Genomic DNA, 14968 nt, shown 5'->3' on the forward strand with positions numbered 1-14968 from the left:
AATATTTTATTCTAAATGTACATAAATAAATTAACATAAAAGCAAGTGGAATATTATTAATATCATTTAAAATCAATGAGTTGTTATTTCTTGTGGAGTGTTAAAGCTGATTTGATAAATATACTCTCGTTGTTTTCATAAAATATAAAAAATTTTTCATTACTGGAATTATTAGACTATCTTTTAAAGTAGGTATTTAAAATCATTTAGTCACTAATGTAATAATAATTAGTAAAGGTAATTTCAAGATGAATAAAAAAACGCCAAGTTATAGCTCACTCGATGATGTTTATGCATCGGTTGATTTATCACAATCCTTACCGAAAACACATTTTCCGCAACAAGAGAGCCATCCTCGTCATGTTTTTGATGCTGTAAGGGATGAGCTGATGCTAGATGGCAATTCAAGACAAAATCTGGCCACATTTTGTCAAACCTGGGTAGATGATGAGATCCGTGATTTGATGAATTTATCTATCGATAAGAACATGATAGATAAAGATGAATATCCACAAACGGCAGAAATTGAAAACCGTTGTGTTCATATGCTTGCTGATTTATGGCACTCACCCGATCCACTCAATACCCTAGGTTGTTCAACCATTGGCTCCTCTGAAGCGGCAATGCTGGGGGGACTTGCATTAAAATGGCAATGGCGTAAAAAACGCCTTGCTGCTGGAAAAGCGACAGATAAACCAAATCTTATTTGTGGGCCAGTTCAAGTCTGTTGGCATAAATTTGCCCGTTATTTTGACGTTGAACTCAGAGAGATCCCGCTTGAAGGTGATCGCTTGATGATGAGTCCTGAAGAGGTCATTAAACGTGTTGATGAAAATACTATCGGTGTAGTGCCAACATTAGGGGTGACCTTCACCTGTACTTATGAGCCAGTAAAAGCGGTACATGATGCACTCGATCAACTACAAAAAGAGACCGGACTTGATATTCCTATTCATGTCGATGGTGCGAGTGGTGGCTTTTTAGCGCCTTTCTGTGCACCTGATTTAGAATGGGATTTCCGTTTACCGCGTGTTAAATCCATTAACTCATCAGGCCATAAGTTTGGTTTAGCGCCATTGGGCTCTGGTTGGGTAGTATGGCGTGAAGCTAAAGACTTACCGGAAGAGCTTATTTTTAATGTGAACTACCTTGGCGGTAATATGCCAACCTTTGCGCTTAATTTCTCACGTCCCGGTGGGCAAATTATTGCTCAATACTATAATTTCTTGCGTCTTGGTAGAGAAGGGTATGCGAAGATCCACAATGCCTGTTATCACACCGCGCAATACCTTGCTCGAGAAATTGAAAAGCTAGGGCCTTTTGAAATGATCTTCAGTGGTGATAGTCAAAAAGGAATACCTGCATTAGCGTGGAAACTGAAAAAAGAGGCTAAGGTAAGCTACTCCTTATATGACATCGCTGATAAATTGCGTAGCCGTGGCTGGCAAGTACCCGCTTATTCTATGCCTGCTGATCGCGAAGATTTAGTTATTCAACGTATTCTTGTTCGTCATGGTGTGAGTTTAGATTTGGCGACATTACTGATAGAAGATATGAAACGTACTCTCGATTATTTCGAAAAACATCCTGTCAGCACACCTTTATCTGAAGAAGACGGCGGTGGCTTTAACCACAGCTAAACAGGCTCTTTTATTTGGTAATAGGTTGGAGAAATAGACTCTTTTTCTCCAGCCTTGATTATCTGCACACCATTATTTCATTGCATACACGTAGGAGAATGAGCATGGCGACATCTGCAACAAGTTCTGCCTCAAAACAGCTCACATTATTAGGTTTTTTTGCCATAACTGCATCCATGGTGATGGCGGTCTATGAGTATCCAACTTTTGCAACTTCCGGCTTTAGTCTAGTCTTTTTCTTATTACTAGGCGGTTTGTTGTGGTTTATTCCTGTTGCATTATGTGCAGCTGAAATGGCAACCGTTGAAGGATGGCAAGAAGGGGGCGTATTTGCTTGGGTATCTAATACGCTAGGGGAGCGCTGGGGATTTGCGGCGATCTCTTTTGGTTATTTACAAATAGCGATTGGTTTTATTCCAATGCTTTATTTCGTATTAGGAGCATTATCTTATATTCTTGATTGGCCTGAGTTAAATACCGATCCGCTCACCAAAACGATTGCCGCATTAGTGATTTTATGGGGATTAGCTTTAACTCAATTTGGCGGAACTAAATACACGGCTACTATTGCTAAATTAGGTTTCTTCGCGGGGATATTATTACCAGCAATCATTTTAGTGCTTTTAGCTATTAGTTATCTGGTCAGTGGTGCGCCTTTAGCAATAGAAATCAGCAGCAAAACCTTTTTCCCTGATTTTACTCAGATTGGTACTTTAGTGGTTTTTGTGGCCTTTATTTTAAGCTATATGGGCGTTGAAGCCTCAGCCACTCACGTCAACGAAATGAAAAATCCGGGCCGTGATTATCCACTTGCCATGTTTTTATTAATGATTGTGGCAATATGCTTAAGCTCTATTGGCGGTTTATCTGTTGCGGCAGTGATCCCTCATAACGAAATCAACTTATCTGCGGGGGTGGTTGAAACCTTTAGTGTTTTAGTCAGCCATTTTAGTAGCGGATTAGCTTGGGCGGTTAAAATTATTGCTGCACTATTATTGCTTGGCGTCTTGGCTGAAATTGCGTCGTGGATCGTTGGGCCTTCACGGGGAATGTTTGTGGCTGCACAACAAGGTATTCTTCCGCCAACACTGGCTAAAGTAAATAAAAATGGTGTACCGGTAGCTTTAGTGATCACTCAGCTAATTATTACTACTATTGCCATAGTGGTGCTGACTAACACTGGTGGTGGGGGCAATATGTCATTTCTTATTGCTTTAGCGCTGACGGTGGTGATTTATCTATGTAGCTACTTTATGCTGTTTATTGGCTATATGCATTTGGTTTGCAAGCAAGCTGATAAAAAACGTGCATTTAATATTCCCGGTGGTAAAGGTGTTAAATTATTAGTGGCCGTTGTCGGTCTGATTGTGTCTATTTTAGCTTTTGTTGTTTCATTCTTCCCACCTAGCTCTTTACCGGGTGGCAGCAGTGATACAACGTATGTTTCATTGCTAGTGGTAAGTTTTGTTATTATTTTTGCTTTACCTTTTATTATTTATGCGTGCTCTCGCAAAGGCAATAAAGCCAATGTATCGATGATCCACATTAAGAGTCATAATGCACCGAAAGGACACTTTTTTATCCATCCTCGTGCTCGTTCAACGCATTATTTAGTGCCAATAGATAAAACAGATCATGATAGTCAGTAACAGAAATAATCTCTTTGGCAGTAGATCAAGGTGATATGTTTTATAAAAAGTTGCAATAAAAAAGCCATCCGTTAAAACGGATGGCTTAAATTTTTTAATTACAAATTAGCTATAATCGAGTATTACAGAACGTGTACTGATGAAGTATTTGTCGTTCCACTATCAACCAGTGCACCTGTAACCATAACAACACGATCACCTGCATGGGCTAAGCCACTTGATAATGCTGCATCTTTACCGATACGGTAGAAGTCATCAGTAGAAGCAATTTTATTAACTAATTGTGTTGTTACACCTTTTACTAACAGTAATTGGCGTGCGGTCTCTTCATTATTTGTTAATGCTAAGATAGGCGCTGTTGGGAAATATTTACGGATAGAGCGCGCTGATTTACCGCCATAAGTTGCTACAACGATAAGAGGAGCATCTAATTTCTCAGCCATTTCTACAGCACCACGACAAACGGCTTCTGTTACACGTAATTTAGCACCTAATTGGTAAGACTCTAAACGTGATTTCATGATGCGATCAGTACGATCACAGATAGTCGCCATAATAGTCACAGCTTCTACTGGATATTTACCTTTCGCACTTTCACCGGATAGCATAACAGCATCAGTACCATCTAAAATAGCATTGGCAACGTCACCTGCTTCTGCACGAGTAGGGCGTGGATTTTTGATCATGGAATCTAACATCTGTGTTGCAGTGATAACCACTTTACGCGCAGCGTTACATTTTTCGATCATCATTTTTTGTGCAAAGATAACTTCTTCAACAGGGATCTCAACACCTAAGTCACCACGTGCAACCATGATACCGTCAGAAGCTTCTAAAATTTCGTCAAAGTTATTTAAACCTTCTTGGTTTTCAATTTTAGAGATGATCATGATGTTTTCGCCACCATGTGCTTTTAAGTGAGCACGCATCTCTTCAACATCTGAACGTTTACGAATAAAAGAAGCGGCAACAAAGTCAACGCCTTGTTCGCAACCAAAGATAAGATCTTGTTTATCTTTTTCTGCTAATGCCGGTAGGCCGATAGACACACCTGGTAAGTTAACGCCTTTATTTTCGCCTAAATCACCGTTGTTAAGTACTTCACATACCACTTCAGTATCAGTGACTTTAATGACTTTCATACCGATAAGGCCGTCATCGACTAATACGGTATTGCCGACAGTTAAGTCTCTTGCGAAACCGTCATAAGTGACCGCAACGCGATCTTTATTACCAACAACAGAAGTATCTGTTGTAAAGGTAAAAGTCTGACCTGCAACTAAAGAGACATCGTTACCACCTTCTAATTTAATGGTGCGGATCTCAGGTCCTTTAGTATCTAATAAAATGGCTGCTTTTTTGCCTGTTTTTGCGCAGACATTACGCAGGTTTTTGATACGGTTGCCATGCTCTTCATAGTCACCGTGAGAGAAGTTTAGACGCATTACGTTCATGCCTGCGTCCAGTAATTGAGTCAGTTTTTCTTCAGATTCGGTTTTTGGCCCGATGGTGCAAACAATTTTTGTCTTTTTCATGGCAGTCTATTAATGATTCTATTGTAATGGATGAATAAGGATTAATGTTGTTGGGTTATATCAATCATCTTAACAGTGCGAAACACGGTAAGTGCATTCATTTCTAGCTAATAAGTTGCGCAACATGTGAGTGGCTCCAACAACATGATAAAAATTTTGTCACTATTTTGTATAAAAGATTGCTAGACATCTTACATTATAGTCTATCATGATTCATTTGTTCTGTTTTCTAAAGATGCCTGTAAATCAATACGCTGAAACCTTTCAACAAAATTATGTTTTGTATTATAGAGGTTAATTTCCATGAAGAAAATCGAAAAAAGGTAAATTTAAGTGATGTGATCAAAATAGGGCTCTGATTGCTTGTTTTTTAAGCGCTTTGTTGCGCAATTAAATTTTGCGTAATCATTTTGTTGTGGTGTAGGGGAGGTAACACGAAATATAACAAGAATTAAGAAAGAGAAATGGTGCGTCCAAGTGGACTCGAACCACCGACCCCCACCATGTCAAGGTGGTGCTCTAACCAACTGAGCTATGGACGCACTGTATTGAAATGTTGTTCAGAGTAAATGGTGCGTCCAAGTGGACTCGAACCACCGACCCCCACCATGTCAAGGTGGTGCTCTAACCAACTGAGCTATGGACGCATTCTTTATTCTGGGTGACAACGGAGACGAATATTAGCGAGATGATTTGCTTCTGGCAAGAGGAAAAACACAAATTTGTATTCAACTGCTCGTATTTAAAGCTATTTGTTGATATTTGTGTCATTCCTTTGCCAAAAAATAACGCTTTAATGGAAGTATTAACGCTCCGAGCGTAATAAGACAACTTCATCAGATTGACGCTGGATCCACCAAATACGTGTTCCCATCATAATTGCAGAAGCGGTTAAACCTAAAATAAAACCAATCCAGAACCCCGCCGGCCCCATTGCTTCAACAATATAATCCGTTCGTCCCAAGAGATATCCGGAAGGCAAACCAATTACCCAATAAGCGATAAAGGTAATAAAAAAGATAGAGCGAGTATCTTTATAACCCCGTAATACCCCTGAACCAATAACCTGTACGGAATCTGACAACTGATAAAGTGCGGCGAATAACATAAGATGAGAGGCTAATGTCACCACTTCAATATTATCGTTATACATTAAAGCAATTTTTTCTCTAAAAATAATAGAGAAAATAGCGGTACAACTTGCCAGCATTAATCCGACAGCAAGGGCTGTAATGGCTGAAGTACGAGCTTGCTCTGTAGAACGTTGCCCAAGGTTATAACCCACACGAATTGTTGCAGCTATTCCCAAGGAAAGAGGGAACATAAACATTAATGAGCTAAAATTAAGGGCTATCTGGTGACTTGCAACAGCCGTTACACCTAATGGTGAAACTAATAATGCCACAACAGCAAACAGTGTTACTTCAAAAAATAGTGCTAGCCCTACAGGTAACCCTAACAATGTAATACGTTTTATTGTGTGGAATTCAGGTAACACTAGGCGTTTTTTGGGCATAACATCCCGTTGTGTTGGTGCTCGACGCACATAGTAGCGCATCATTAAGAACATCGCCCAAAAAACAGAGGCGGTTGCCACACCACAACCAATCCCACCTAATTGTGGGGCACCAAATTTACCGTAAATAAAGGCGTAGTTAACAGGAATGTTAATTAATAATCCAATAAAGCCGATGATCATGCCTGGTTTTGTTTTTGATAATCCCTCACATTGGCTTCTTAGCACTTGATAATAGAGACAACCAGGAGCCCCCCACATAATGGCATGAATAAATCCAATGGCTTTTTCTGCAAGCTCAGGCTCGATATCATGTTGCGCTTCAATAATAAAACGGCTGTTATAAAGAATGGCAATGACCATGATGGATAAAAAAGTGGCAAGCCAAAAACCTTGCTGTGTACGATTAGCAATATGCTTTCGTTGTCCTGAACCATTTAATTGTGCAACGATGGGGGTCAATGCCATTAATATACCTTGACCTAATAAAATCGTTGGCAACCAAATCGACGTACCTACAGCAACCGCAGACATTTCTGTGGCATTGACAGCACCTGCCATCACGGTATCAACTACTCCCATAGCAGTTTGGGAGAATTGAGCGATGATAACAGGGATACCAAGAGCAAGTAAGCTACGCGCTTCTTTTATATACTTCTGCACGCATACACCTTTATTCATTATAATAAGACGGAAGGGAGGAAAGAACGTCACATGTTAATATGGCGTAAAATAATCCTTAAGCAAACATATTCTAATGATAAATGTTTAATTATCAATGAAAGATATGACGTTTTTCAACCACAGAATTTTGATAAGTAAATAAGTGGTTTTACGTTATATTTGATGGCAAACATCATAAGGGGAGAAGGCAATAATGATCCCTTTGTGTAATATCACTTATGTTATCCTGATTACACTAAATTAATTAAGATAAACTCGCTTATCAGTCCAAGGAGATGTGAGATGTTTACAGGTATTGTTCAGGGAAAAGGACGTGTTATTGCCATTGAAGATAAAGGTGATTTCCGTACCCATATCATTGAATTACCTTCCGAGTTAGTCAATAACTTAGAAACAGGAGCTTCGATCGCTAACAATGGTTGTTGCCTAACCGTCACAAAAATCGATGGCAATAAAATTAGTTTCGATTTAGTGAAAGAGACGCTGCGCTTAACTAATTTGGGCGAGTTAACGGTTGGTTCAGAAGTTAATATTGAACGAGCGGCCAAATATGGCGATGAAATTGGTGGTCATGTGATGTCTGGTCATATTGTCACTACGGCTGAAATTGCGAAAATTATTACTTCAGAAAATAACTTACAGATCTGGTTTCGTATTTTTGATCAGACATTGATGAAGTATATTTTGCATAAAGGTTTTATTGGCATTGATGGTATTAGTTTAACTATTGGTGATGTGGTTAATAATCGTTTCTGTGTCCATCTGATCCCTGAGACTCGCGATAGAACGACGTTAGGTCGTAAGCGTTTGGGGGATAAAGTTAATATTGAGTTAGATCCACAGACTCAGGCGATTGTTGATACCGTAGAGCGTGTTATGGCGCAACAAGCATTAACGGTTAAGCTTCAAGCAACACACGAAGAAGAAAACAAAAAATAATATAGTCTGTTATCAGACGACTAGAATTAAAAAATCCCGTTTTTCAGTCTATGGAAAACGGGATTTTTACCTCTATTGATAGCTAAAAATCAGCGAGGTGTGCGTAATCCACCTATTCTACCTTTCGGGCTTAACATAATTTGCCATAATTGAATGTCTCTGGCGCGGAAAGCACCCGCACAAGCATTCAAGTAGTAGCTAAACATGCGTTTAAAACGAGGTGTATAGTTAGATTCAATTTCAGGCCAGCTAGCTAAAAAACGCTCATACCATGCCATTAAGGTTTTGTCATAATCGGCACCAAAATTATGCCAATCTTCCATAACAAATTTATTTTCCATTGCCTCAGCGGTTTTTTGAATAGACGGCAAACAACCGTTAGGGAAAATATATTTACTTATCCAACTATCGACATTAACTTTATTGTGATTAGAACCAATGGTATGTAATAAAAATAGTCCATCTTCTTTGATATTACGACGAGCGACATCAAAGTAAGTGGCATAGTTTTTCGGGCCAACATGCTCGAACATACCAACAGAAACGATACGGTCGAACTGCTCGTTTAAGTCACGGTAATCTTCTAAGATGATATTGACATCAAGACCTTTACAGCGCTCTTGTGCTAATTTCTGTTGTTCAACTGAGATGGTCACCCCTGTAACAGAAACGCCATAGTTTTTGGCAGCATAAGCAGCAAGACCACCCCAGCCACAGCCAATATCAAGCAATGTCATACCTGGTTTTAGCTCTAACTTACGGCAAATAAGGTCGAGTTTGTGCTGTTGAGCAACTTCTAAGCTATCCGCATCCTTCCAATATCCACAGGAATATTGCATATAAGGATCTAACATTGCGGTAAAGAGGTCGTTACCTAAATCGTAATGCTCTTTACCCACCATCCACGCTCTTTTTTGTGTTTGTAAATTAAAAATGCGTGCCATGGCTATTTTTAAAATATCGCGCCAGTTACTTGGCAATTTATTTTCAAGACCTGCTCGTAAAACTTTATGAAAGAATATATCAAGACGTTCGCAGTCCCACCAACCATCCATATAGCTTTCACCGAGACCTAATGAGCCTTGTTGTAATACTCTTTTATAAAAATCTTTATTATGCACTTGGATATCATAAGGTTCAGAACCATTGATATGAATGTCTGCTTGAGCGAGCAGCTCTGATGCGATCCGTTGATAAGGATCATTGGAGGTCTTTCGGCCTTCTTCTACACAAGATGTACTCATATACTCTCCGGCGTAAACTAAGCGGGTTTTGAGGCATGAAGCAAGAAAGGATAATGCAGATTGGTAGAGTTAAAACAATATTGAATTCAACACAGATTGAATGAATAAAATTATTAAGAGAACTAATCTGACATAATCAGCAAATTATCTGTTTAATGCCTCAAAATCCGAAAGAAAAATGAATAAAACGCTTAAGCGTTTGAACAAGTATAGAGATGTAAATAGGTTTTCTCTAGAAAATAAAAAGGCCATTTTATATAAATGGCCTTTTTTAAGAATTTTCCTAAAAACAGGGTATGGCGTTATTCTGTCGCCTGAACTGTGTGTTTGCTAACGGATTTATTACGTTGAATAAAGTAACCCAGCGCCATTGGAATAGCCGTGAGTGCCATAATCGCTGTGGTATTAATTAATGGCTGTTGGCTAATAAAGGCTGAGACAATAAAGCTTGCTAAACTACATAGACCTAATTGTAGCGCATTTTGCAATGCGGCGGCTTTACCACTCACTTCAGGGTAGGCTGATAGCGCATTAGAGACAGCAATGGGATAAGAAGCACCGTTCATCACAGCCATAATACAAAATGGAATTAAAATTGTTGTTAATGTTGGGTGTGTATATTTGGCGACTAAGAACAACGCTGTCATGCTCACTGCGTAGCCAATTAACAATAAAGGTAACAGTGTTTTACCCGACATTTTTGATAATAGAATGCGACAACCATAACCACCTACCATAAATGCGATGGTTTGTGGAATATAGCTTAAGCCGATATCTTGTGGTGAATAACCCATCTTCTCAAGGATAATCGGAGAGCCTGCTAACCAAGCAAAGAAACCCGCACTACAGGACGCGTAAACTAATACGTTACCGGCATAGATAGGTGACTTAAGCAAAGTTAAAAATGATACTGTAGATGGGCCTGCATCAATAACTGATTTTTGTTTAATATTTTTTAGCATCAATGTGGGTAGCATTAATACAAGAGTAATTGCCATCAGCAACATAAAGATCATGCGCCAGCCACCGTGGTTTAACAGAAAAGCACCAATGAGTGGCGCTAAGGCTGGGGAAAGGGCGACCAATGGCATAATTGATGCGAAAACGTGTTGAGCGCGAGACTCATCAAAACGGTCTATCACTAGTGCTTGCCAAATAACGGCTGCAGAGCAGACGCCAAAGGCTTGTAAGAAGCGCATGGTTAGTAAACCGGCAGCACTGTCTACCCAAAGCATACCTAGACAACCTAGGGAGAAGAAACTTAGCCCAATAAGTAAAATAGGCTTACGCCCCAATTTGTCTGAGAGTGGTCCCCAAAGTAGTTGAGCGACAGCAAAGCCAAATAGAAAGATACTTAAGCTGTTACTGACGGCGCCTTCACTGATTGATAATTCGCGTTGCATCATACCAAATGCAGGCAGATACATATCGATAGCTAAATAGCCCAGCATACTAAGGCAGGCGAGATACACCATAAAGAGAGAAGGTGTTTTTGATTGTGTGGAATTCTTTAAAGTCATTTTAATTTTCTATGTTATGTGATGTAAAACATTTTATATATTGTAGCTAAGAGTGATTTTACTTGTGAAACGGGAATATTTGGTTAATGCTGTGAAAAAAATTCAAAGGAATAAATATTATGTGGTCAGAATACTCGCTAGAGGTCGTTGATGCTGTCGCTAGAACGGGGAGTTTTAGCTCAGCCGCTCAAGAATTGCACAGAGTACCCTCCGCGGTGAGTTACACCGTGAGACAATTAGAAGAATGGCTTGCCGTTCCTTTGTTTGAACGCCGGCATCGTGATGTTGAATTAACCGATGCGGGTAAGATCTTTATTAAAGAAGCCCGTTCTGTTATCAAAAAAATGAATGACACTCGCCATATGTGCCAGCAAGTCTCAAATGGCTGGCGGGGGCAGTTTAGCATTGCCGTGGATGGTATTGTCAAACCGGCTAGAACACAGCAACTTATTCTGGACTTTTATCGCCATTTTCCTGATATCGAACTCTATGTTTATCCTGAAGTTTTTAACGGTGTCTGGGATTCACTAGTGAACGGGCGTGTTGATTTGGCTATTGGTGCCACCAGAGCTTCACCTATTGGTGAACGTTATAGTTTTAAAGATATGGGCTTTATGCCGTGGCGATGTGTGTGTCATGCTGATCATCCTCTTGCAAGCGCGGCACATCCATTAACCGATGATGAGTTACGGCCTTATCCTAGTTTATGTTTAGAAGATACCTCACGTAGTTTACCAAAACGAGATACTTGGGCATTAAATAATCAGCGCCGAATGATAGTACCTTCATGGGATATGGGGCTTGAGTGTTTATTAGCAGGATTATGTGTTGGTATGGTGCCTTGGCACCGAGCGGAGCCATTAATCGAACAAGGTAAGTTGGTTACCCTTACCTTAGCACAACCCCTGCCAGACAGTCCGTGCTGTCTAACATGGGTTGATAAAAGCGAATCGCCGGCATTAACTTGGCTATTAGATTATCTAGGCGATAGCCAAACCTTAAATGAGGAATGGCTTCGTTAATGAAGGGGATCAGCGACGATAATCAATAAATGGACCATCGGCAACAGAGCGACGTTCTACTAGACGCGGGTGTACTTCGATAGTTTGTGCATCCTCGCGTTTATTCACAATACGGTCGAGTAACATGGAAAAAGCCATTTGTCCTAAACGCTCTTTCGGCTGGTGAACCGTGGTTAAAGCTGGTGTGAAATAGCGTGCATTACGGATATTGTCGTAGCCGACAATGGAAATATCGGCAGGAACACGTAATCCTAATTCATCAGCTGCACATATTGCCCCCATCGCCATAACATCACCGCCACAAAATACGGCAGTAGGGCGTTGTTTTTGATTGAGCATTTGGGTCATGGCTTTGTAACCAGATTCAGGTTCAAAGTCACCTTGTACAATCCACTCTTCTTTTACCGTAATTTTCGCTTCTTCCATGGCTTTTAAAAAGCCCTGTAAACGACCGCCTCCGGTATTTCGCTCTAGAGGGCCGGGGATAATACCAATATCACGATGACCTCGTTCAATAAGATAACGACCGGCTATATAGCCACCATGGAATGCGTTATCAATAATGGTATCAGTAAAGTCACCGCGGGCTTTTCCCCAGTCCATTACGACCATCGGAATATTACGATAACCTTCTAAGAGAGAAAGAAGATGATCGGGATATTCTGAACACATGACTAATAAACCATCAACACGTTTTTGTGCCAACATAGCTAAATAAGCTTTTTGTTTATCAAGATTATTATGTGAATTACATAAAATTAGCGTGTAGCCTTTGCTATAACAACTATTTTCAACAGCTTCAATCACTTCAGCAAAGTAAGGTGCTTCACTGGACGTGGCTAATAAACCAATAGATTTAGTGTGATTGACTTTTAAACTACGTGCGACAGCACTCGGCGAATAATTTAATTCTTTTATCGCAGCCCAAACTGCCGCTCTTGTGTTCTCAGCAACAAAACGAGTTTTGTTGATCACATGAGAAACAGTCGTGGTTGATACGCCTGCGCGTTTTGCCACGTCTTTTATTGTTGCCATGGTGTGGAAAACTCCTGACCTTCATTGGTCTCTTTTAATTCATTTTATGGTTTAACTGCCAGTATAGTCATATATAGGGCAAACACTGGCAATAATTTAGCGATTAGCTGTGAATTTTGTATGATCTAGCTCAAAAGTGAAAGTATTAATCAATGTTATAAATTGTGCTCTAGTCGCTATTTTAGCAAAACTTGATATGTAATAATAATTAACCATGACAAGATTATGGTTTAATCTGAGTATTATAATCATTTTGAGGGAGAAATAGATGGATACGGATCTGAAATTTGGTTTAAGTACCGCAGTAGCAGCACTGGTTATGATCGTAATATATGCAAGTTTATTGTTTTGATTGTTAATTAATTGCTTAAATTTTAGCTATCCAAAGTGAGCAATCAAATATATCAATATAACAAAGGGCACTAGGCCCTTTGTTATTAGATTATCAAAAATGGTTTTCCCATCTCTGAAACAGTCAATTAAGCAAGATTTGCTTCAACAAATGACCAGTTAACCAGTGCCCAGAACTCTTCTAAGTATTTCACACGTGCATTACGATAGTCGATGTAGTAAGCGTGCTCCCAGACGTCAACAGTTAACAGTGGTTTATCTTCGCCAGAAACAGGTGTTGCAGCGTTAGATGTATTAACAATGGCTAATGAGCCATCTGCTTTTTTCACTAACCAAGTCCAACCTGAACCAAAGTTTTTTGCAGCTGCATCATTAAATTGTTTTTTGAACTCTTCAAAAGAGCCAAACGCTTTATTGATTGCTTCTGCAATTTTACCTGTTGGTGCACCGCCTGCGTTTGGTGCTAAGCAATTCCAGTAGAATGTATGGTTCCAAACTTGAGCAGCATTATTGAAAATACCACCTTCAGTAGTTTTGATGAGCTCTTCTAAAGATTTATTTTCTAAATCAGTACCTTTAACCAAGTTATTTAAGTTGGTTACGTAAGTTTGGTGGTGTTTGCCGTAGTGGTATTCTAATGTTTCTTTAGAGATATGTGGCTCAAGAGCATCTAACGCATAAGGTAATTTTGGTAATTCGAAAGACATTGCGTACTCCTTTATCCTATCATTTTCGGGTTTTGTGCCTTAAACCATTCCATCTAATTCAACTGAATTGATAAAATGAGGCAAATGAACTCACTAAGTTGTTACTATTTTGCTAATTATTTTAACAAAAATTCATTGAAATAACAGCTAAATATCTTTTATCTATTAGTATAGAACATATAGATTAGTTATATTGATAAGAGTATCTCTCACTAAGATAGAGGTAAAGTGTTAAAACACTATCCCAATATCAGGGTATATAACATTTTAGCCATGACGATTAATAAGAATAGGGCAAATATTTGGCGTACTCTGGCAATAGGTAGTTTATAGGCAACTTTTACGCCGATAGGGGCTGTAAGTATACTGGTAATACTAATACCAATAAAAGCAGGTAGATAGACAAAACCTAAATAATAGTCTGCTAATTCAGTTTGTTGCCAACCATAAACGATCCCCATAACAGTCCCAATAGTGGCGATAATCACACCCAGCATTGATGATGTTGCAATACATTTACGGGTATTAAACCCCCAGTGGCTTAATAGCGGTATTGTTATGGTGCCACCAGCTATACCAATAAAACTTGAAATAAAACCCACTAAGCTACCACCGGTTGTCAGTGCTGGTTTTGAAACCACCGGATCTTGGGCATTCTCAACACGTTCAGCTTCTTTTTTCTTGGTCAGTAATCCATATATGGTATAGGCCATAAAAATACAAAAGATAATTTGCAATAGGGTATTTGAGAGTTTTTGTACTAGGAATGTCCCAACTAGCATACCGAGAAGAGTGCCTACAGCGAGGAGCGGAAATTGTGACCATAAAATCGCTTTATGTTTATTATGCGAATAAGCAGAAGAGGCGGTAGAAAATATAATGACAGAAAAAGAGGTTGAGAGGGCGATTTTCATTACCATATCTGCAGGGATAGCTTGTTGGCTAACAACATACATCACAATAGGAACAATAATGGCTCCACCACCAATTCCTAACAATCCGGCAAAAAATCCAGTAATACATCCCACAATCAGAAACAGTAAAATCATTTCCATTACTAAATACTCATAAGTTTAAATATGCGAGTTTTGACGAGTCCATGATAATGGCAGATCCCTATTAGAAA

Annotated in this window: 12 protein-coding genes and 2 tRNA genes; 5 read left to right on the plus strand and 9 right to left on the minus strand. The window is 39.4% G+C overall.

All coding sequences use genetic code 11. From position 1 onward, the window contains the following. The first annotated feature begins 248 nt into the window (after window positions 1–248). Together AACU98_RS04110 and gadC are read left to right on the plus strand one after the other, a co-directional pair. Window positions 249–1640, plus strand: coding sequence for a glutamate decarboxylase (locus AACU98_RS04110; RefSeq protein ID WP_049200854.1), 1392 nt, complete (start codon window positions 249–251; stop codon window positions 1638–1640). A gap of 104 nt (window positions 1641–1744) precedes the next feature. Further along, the gene (gene gadC, locus AACU98_RS04115) at window positions 1745–3289 is read left to right on the plus strand and encodes a glutamate:gamma-aminobutyrate antiporter (protein WP_161735590.1); all 1545 of its coding nucleotides are present in this window, start codon (window positions 1745–1747) and stop codon (window positions 3287–3289) included. A gap of 122 nt (window positions 3290–3411) precedes the next feature. Here gadC and pykF read toward each other — a convergent pair whose 3' ends face one another. From pykF to AACU98_RS04135, 4 genes are all read right to left on the minus strand, one after another. Next, window positions 3412–4824, minus strand: a complete 1413-nt coding sequence (gene pykF / locus AACU98_RS04120) for a pyruvate kinase PykF (RefSeq protein WP_004248168.1) — start codon at window positions 4822–4824, stop codon at window positions 3412–3414. A 465-nt stretch (window positions 4825–5289) separates the two neighbouring features. Further along, a tRNA-Val gene (locus AACU98_RS04125) sits at window positions 5290–5366 on the minus strand. Window positions 5367–5394: 28 nt separating this feature from the next. Next, window positions 5395–5471 (minus strand) — tRNA-Val (locus AACU98_RS04130). 158 nt (window positions 5472–5629) lie between these two features. Further along, window positions 5630–7003 (minus strand): MATE family efflux transporter, encoded by a 1374-nt coding sequence (locus AACU98_RS04135; protein WP_004248167.1) that lies wholly within the window; start codon window positions 7001–7003, stop codon window positions 5630–5632. Between the two features lie 303 nt (window positions 7004–7306). Here AACU98_RS04135 and AACU98_RS04140 point away from each other — a divergent pair, with 303 nt between their 5' ends. Further along, entirely contained in the window at window positions 7307–7963 is a 657-nt protein-coding gene (locus AACU98_RS04140; protein WP_017826960.1) for a riboflavin synthase, read from the plus strand. A gap of 89 nt (window positions 7964–8052) precedes the next feature. On the opposite strand, the gene cfa is transcribed toward AACU98_RS04140, so the two are convergent. Both cfa and punC read right to left on the minus strand, forming a co-directional pair. Then, window positions 8053–9207 carry a cyclopropane fatty acyl phospholipid synthase gene (gene cfa / locus AACU98_RS04145; protein WP_004243144.1) on the minus strand — a complete coding sequence of 385 codons (1155 nt, stop codon included), beginning with the start codon at window positions 9205–9207 and terminating at the stop codon, window positions 8053–8055. A 302-nt stretch (window positions 9208–9509) separates the two neighbouring features. Continuing rightward, on the minus strand, window positions 9510–10727 hold the full coding sequence (gene punC, locus AACU98_RS04150) for a purine nucleoside transporter PunC (RefSeq protein ID WP_004248166.1): 1218 nt from the start codon (window positions 10725–10727) through the stop codon (window positions 9510–9512). Window positions 10728–10846: 119 nt separating this feature from the next. Here punC and punR point away from each other — a divergent pair, with 119 nt between their 5' ends. Then, the gene (gene punR / locus AACU98_RS04155) at window positions 10847–11749 is read left to right on the plus strand and encodes a DNA-binding transcriptional activator PunR (protein ID WP_004243142.1); all 903 of its coding nucleotides are present in this window, start codon (window positions 10847–10849) and stop codon (window positions 11747–11749) included. Window positions 11750–11758: 9 nt separating this feature from the next. Here punR and purR read toward each other — a convergent pair whose 3' ends face one another. Beyond that, window positions 11759–12784, minus strand: a complete 1026-nt coding sequence (gene purR / locus AACU98_RS04160; protein ID WP_004243141.1) for an HTH-type transcriptional repressor PurR — start codon at window positions 12782–12784, stop codon at window positions 11759–11761. Between the two features lie 268 nt (window positions 12785–13052). Between purR and cydH the strand changes: the two genes are divergently transcribed. Continuing rightward, the gene (gene cydH / locus AACU98_RS18415; RefSeq protein ID WP_096043109.1) at window positions 13053–13136 is read left to right on the plus strand and encodes a cytochrome bd-I oxidase subunit CydH; all 84 of its coding nucleotides are present in this window, start codon (window positions 13053–13055) and stop codon (window positions 13134–13136) included. 127 nt (window positions 13137–13263) lie between these two features. On the opposite strand, the gene sodB is transcribed toward cydH, so the two are convergent. Together sodB and AACU98_RS04170 are read right to left on the minus strand one after the other, a co-directional pair. Beyond that, window positions 13264–13842 carry a superoxide dismutase [Fe] gene (sodB, locus tag AACU98_RS04165; protein ID WP_004243139.1) on the minus strand — a complete coding sequence of 193 codons (579 nt, stop codon included), beginning with the start codon at window positions 13840–13842 and terminating at the stop codon, window positions 13264–13266. 239 nt (window positions 13843–14081) lie between these two features. Then, window positions 14082–14897, minus strand: a complete 816-nt coding sequence (locus AACU98_RS04170; RefSeq protein WP_004248165.1) for a sulfite exporter TauE/SafE family protein — start codon at window positions 14895–14897, stop codon at window positions 14082–14084. Window positions 14898–14968: the final 71 nt, after the last annotated feature.

Source organism: Proteus sp. G4380 (genome assembly GCF_963885725.1).
Classification (GTDB): Bacteria; Pseudomonadota; Gammaproteobacteria; order Enterobacterales; family Enterobacteriaceae; genus Proteus; species Proteus mirabilis.

What these genes read in the sequence shown, in the direction of transcription:
- gadC (WP_161735590.1), top strand. Translation starts at nt 1,745, where the DNA reads ATGGCGACATCTGCAACAAGTTCTGCCTCAAAACAGCTCACATTATTA.
- cfa (WP_004243144.1), bottom strand. Translation starts at nt 9,207, where the DNA reads ATGAGTACATCTTGTGTAGAAGAAGGCCGAAAGACCTCCAATGATCCT.
- purR (WP_004243141.1), bottom strand. Translation starts at nt 12,784, where the DNA reads ATGGCAACAATAAAAGACGTGGCAAAACGCGCAGGCGTATCAACCACG.
- punC (WP_004248166.1), bottom strand. Translation starts at nt 10,727, where the DNA reads ATGACTTTAAAGAATTCCACACAATCAAAAACACCTTCTCTCTTTATG.
- AACU98_RS04140 (WP_017826960.1), top strand. Translation starts at nt 7,307, where the DNA reads ATGTTTACAGGTATTGTTCAGGGAAAAGGACGTGTTATTGCCATTGAA.
- cydH (WP_096043109.1), top strand. Translation starts at nt 13,053, where the DNA reads ATGGATACGGATCTGAAATTTGGTTTAAGTACCGCAGTAGCAGCACTG.
- AACU98_RS04110 (WP_049200854.1), top strand. Translation starts at nt 249, where the DNA reads ATGAATAAAAAAACGCCAAGTTATAGCTCACTCGATGATGTTTATGCA.
- punR (WP_004243142.1), top strand. Translation starts at nt 10,847, where the DNA reads ATGTGGTCAGAATACTCGCTAGAGGTCGTTGATGCTGTCGCTAGAACG.
- pykF (WP_004248168.1), bottom strand. Translation starts at nt 4,824, where the DNA reads ATGAAAAAGACAAAAATTGTTTGCACCATCGGGCCAAAAACCGAATCT.
- sodB (WP_004243139.1), bottom strand. Translation starts at nt 13,842, where the DNA reads ATGTCTTTCGAATTACCAAAATTACCTTATGCGTTAGATGCTCTTGAG.
- AACU98_RS04170 (WP_004248165.1), bottom strand. Translation starts at nt 14,897, where the DNA reads ATGGAAATGATTTTACTGTTTCTGATTGTGGGATGTATTACTGGATTT.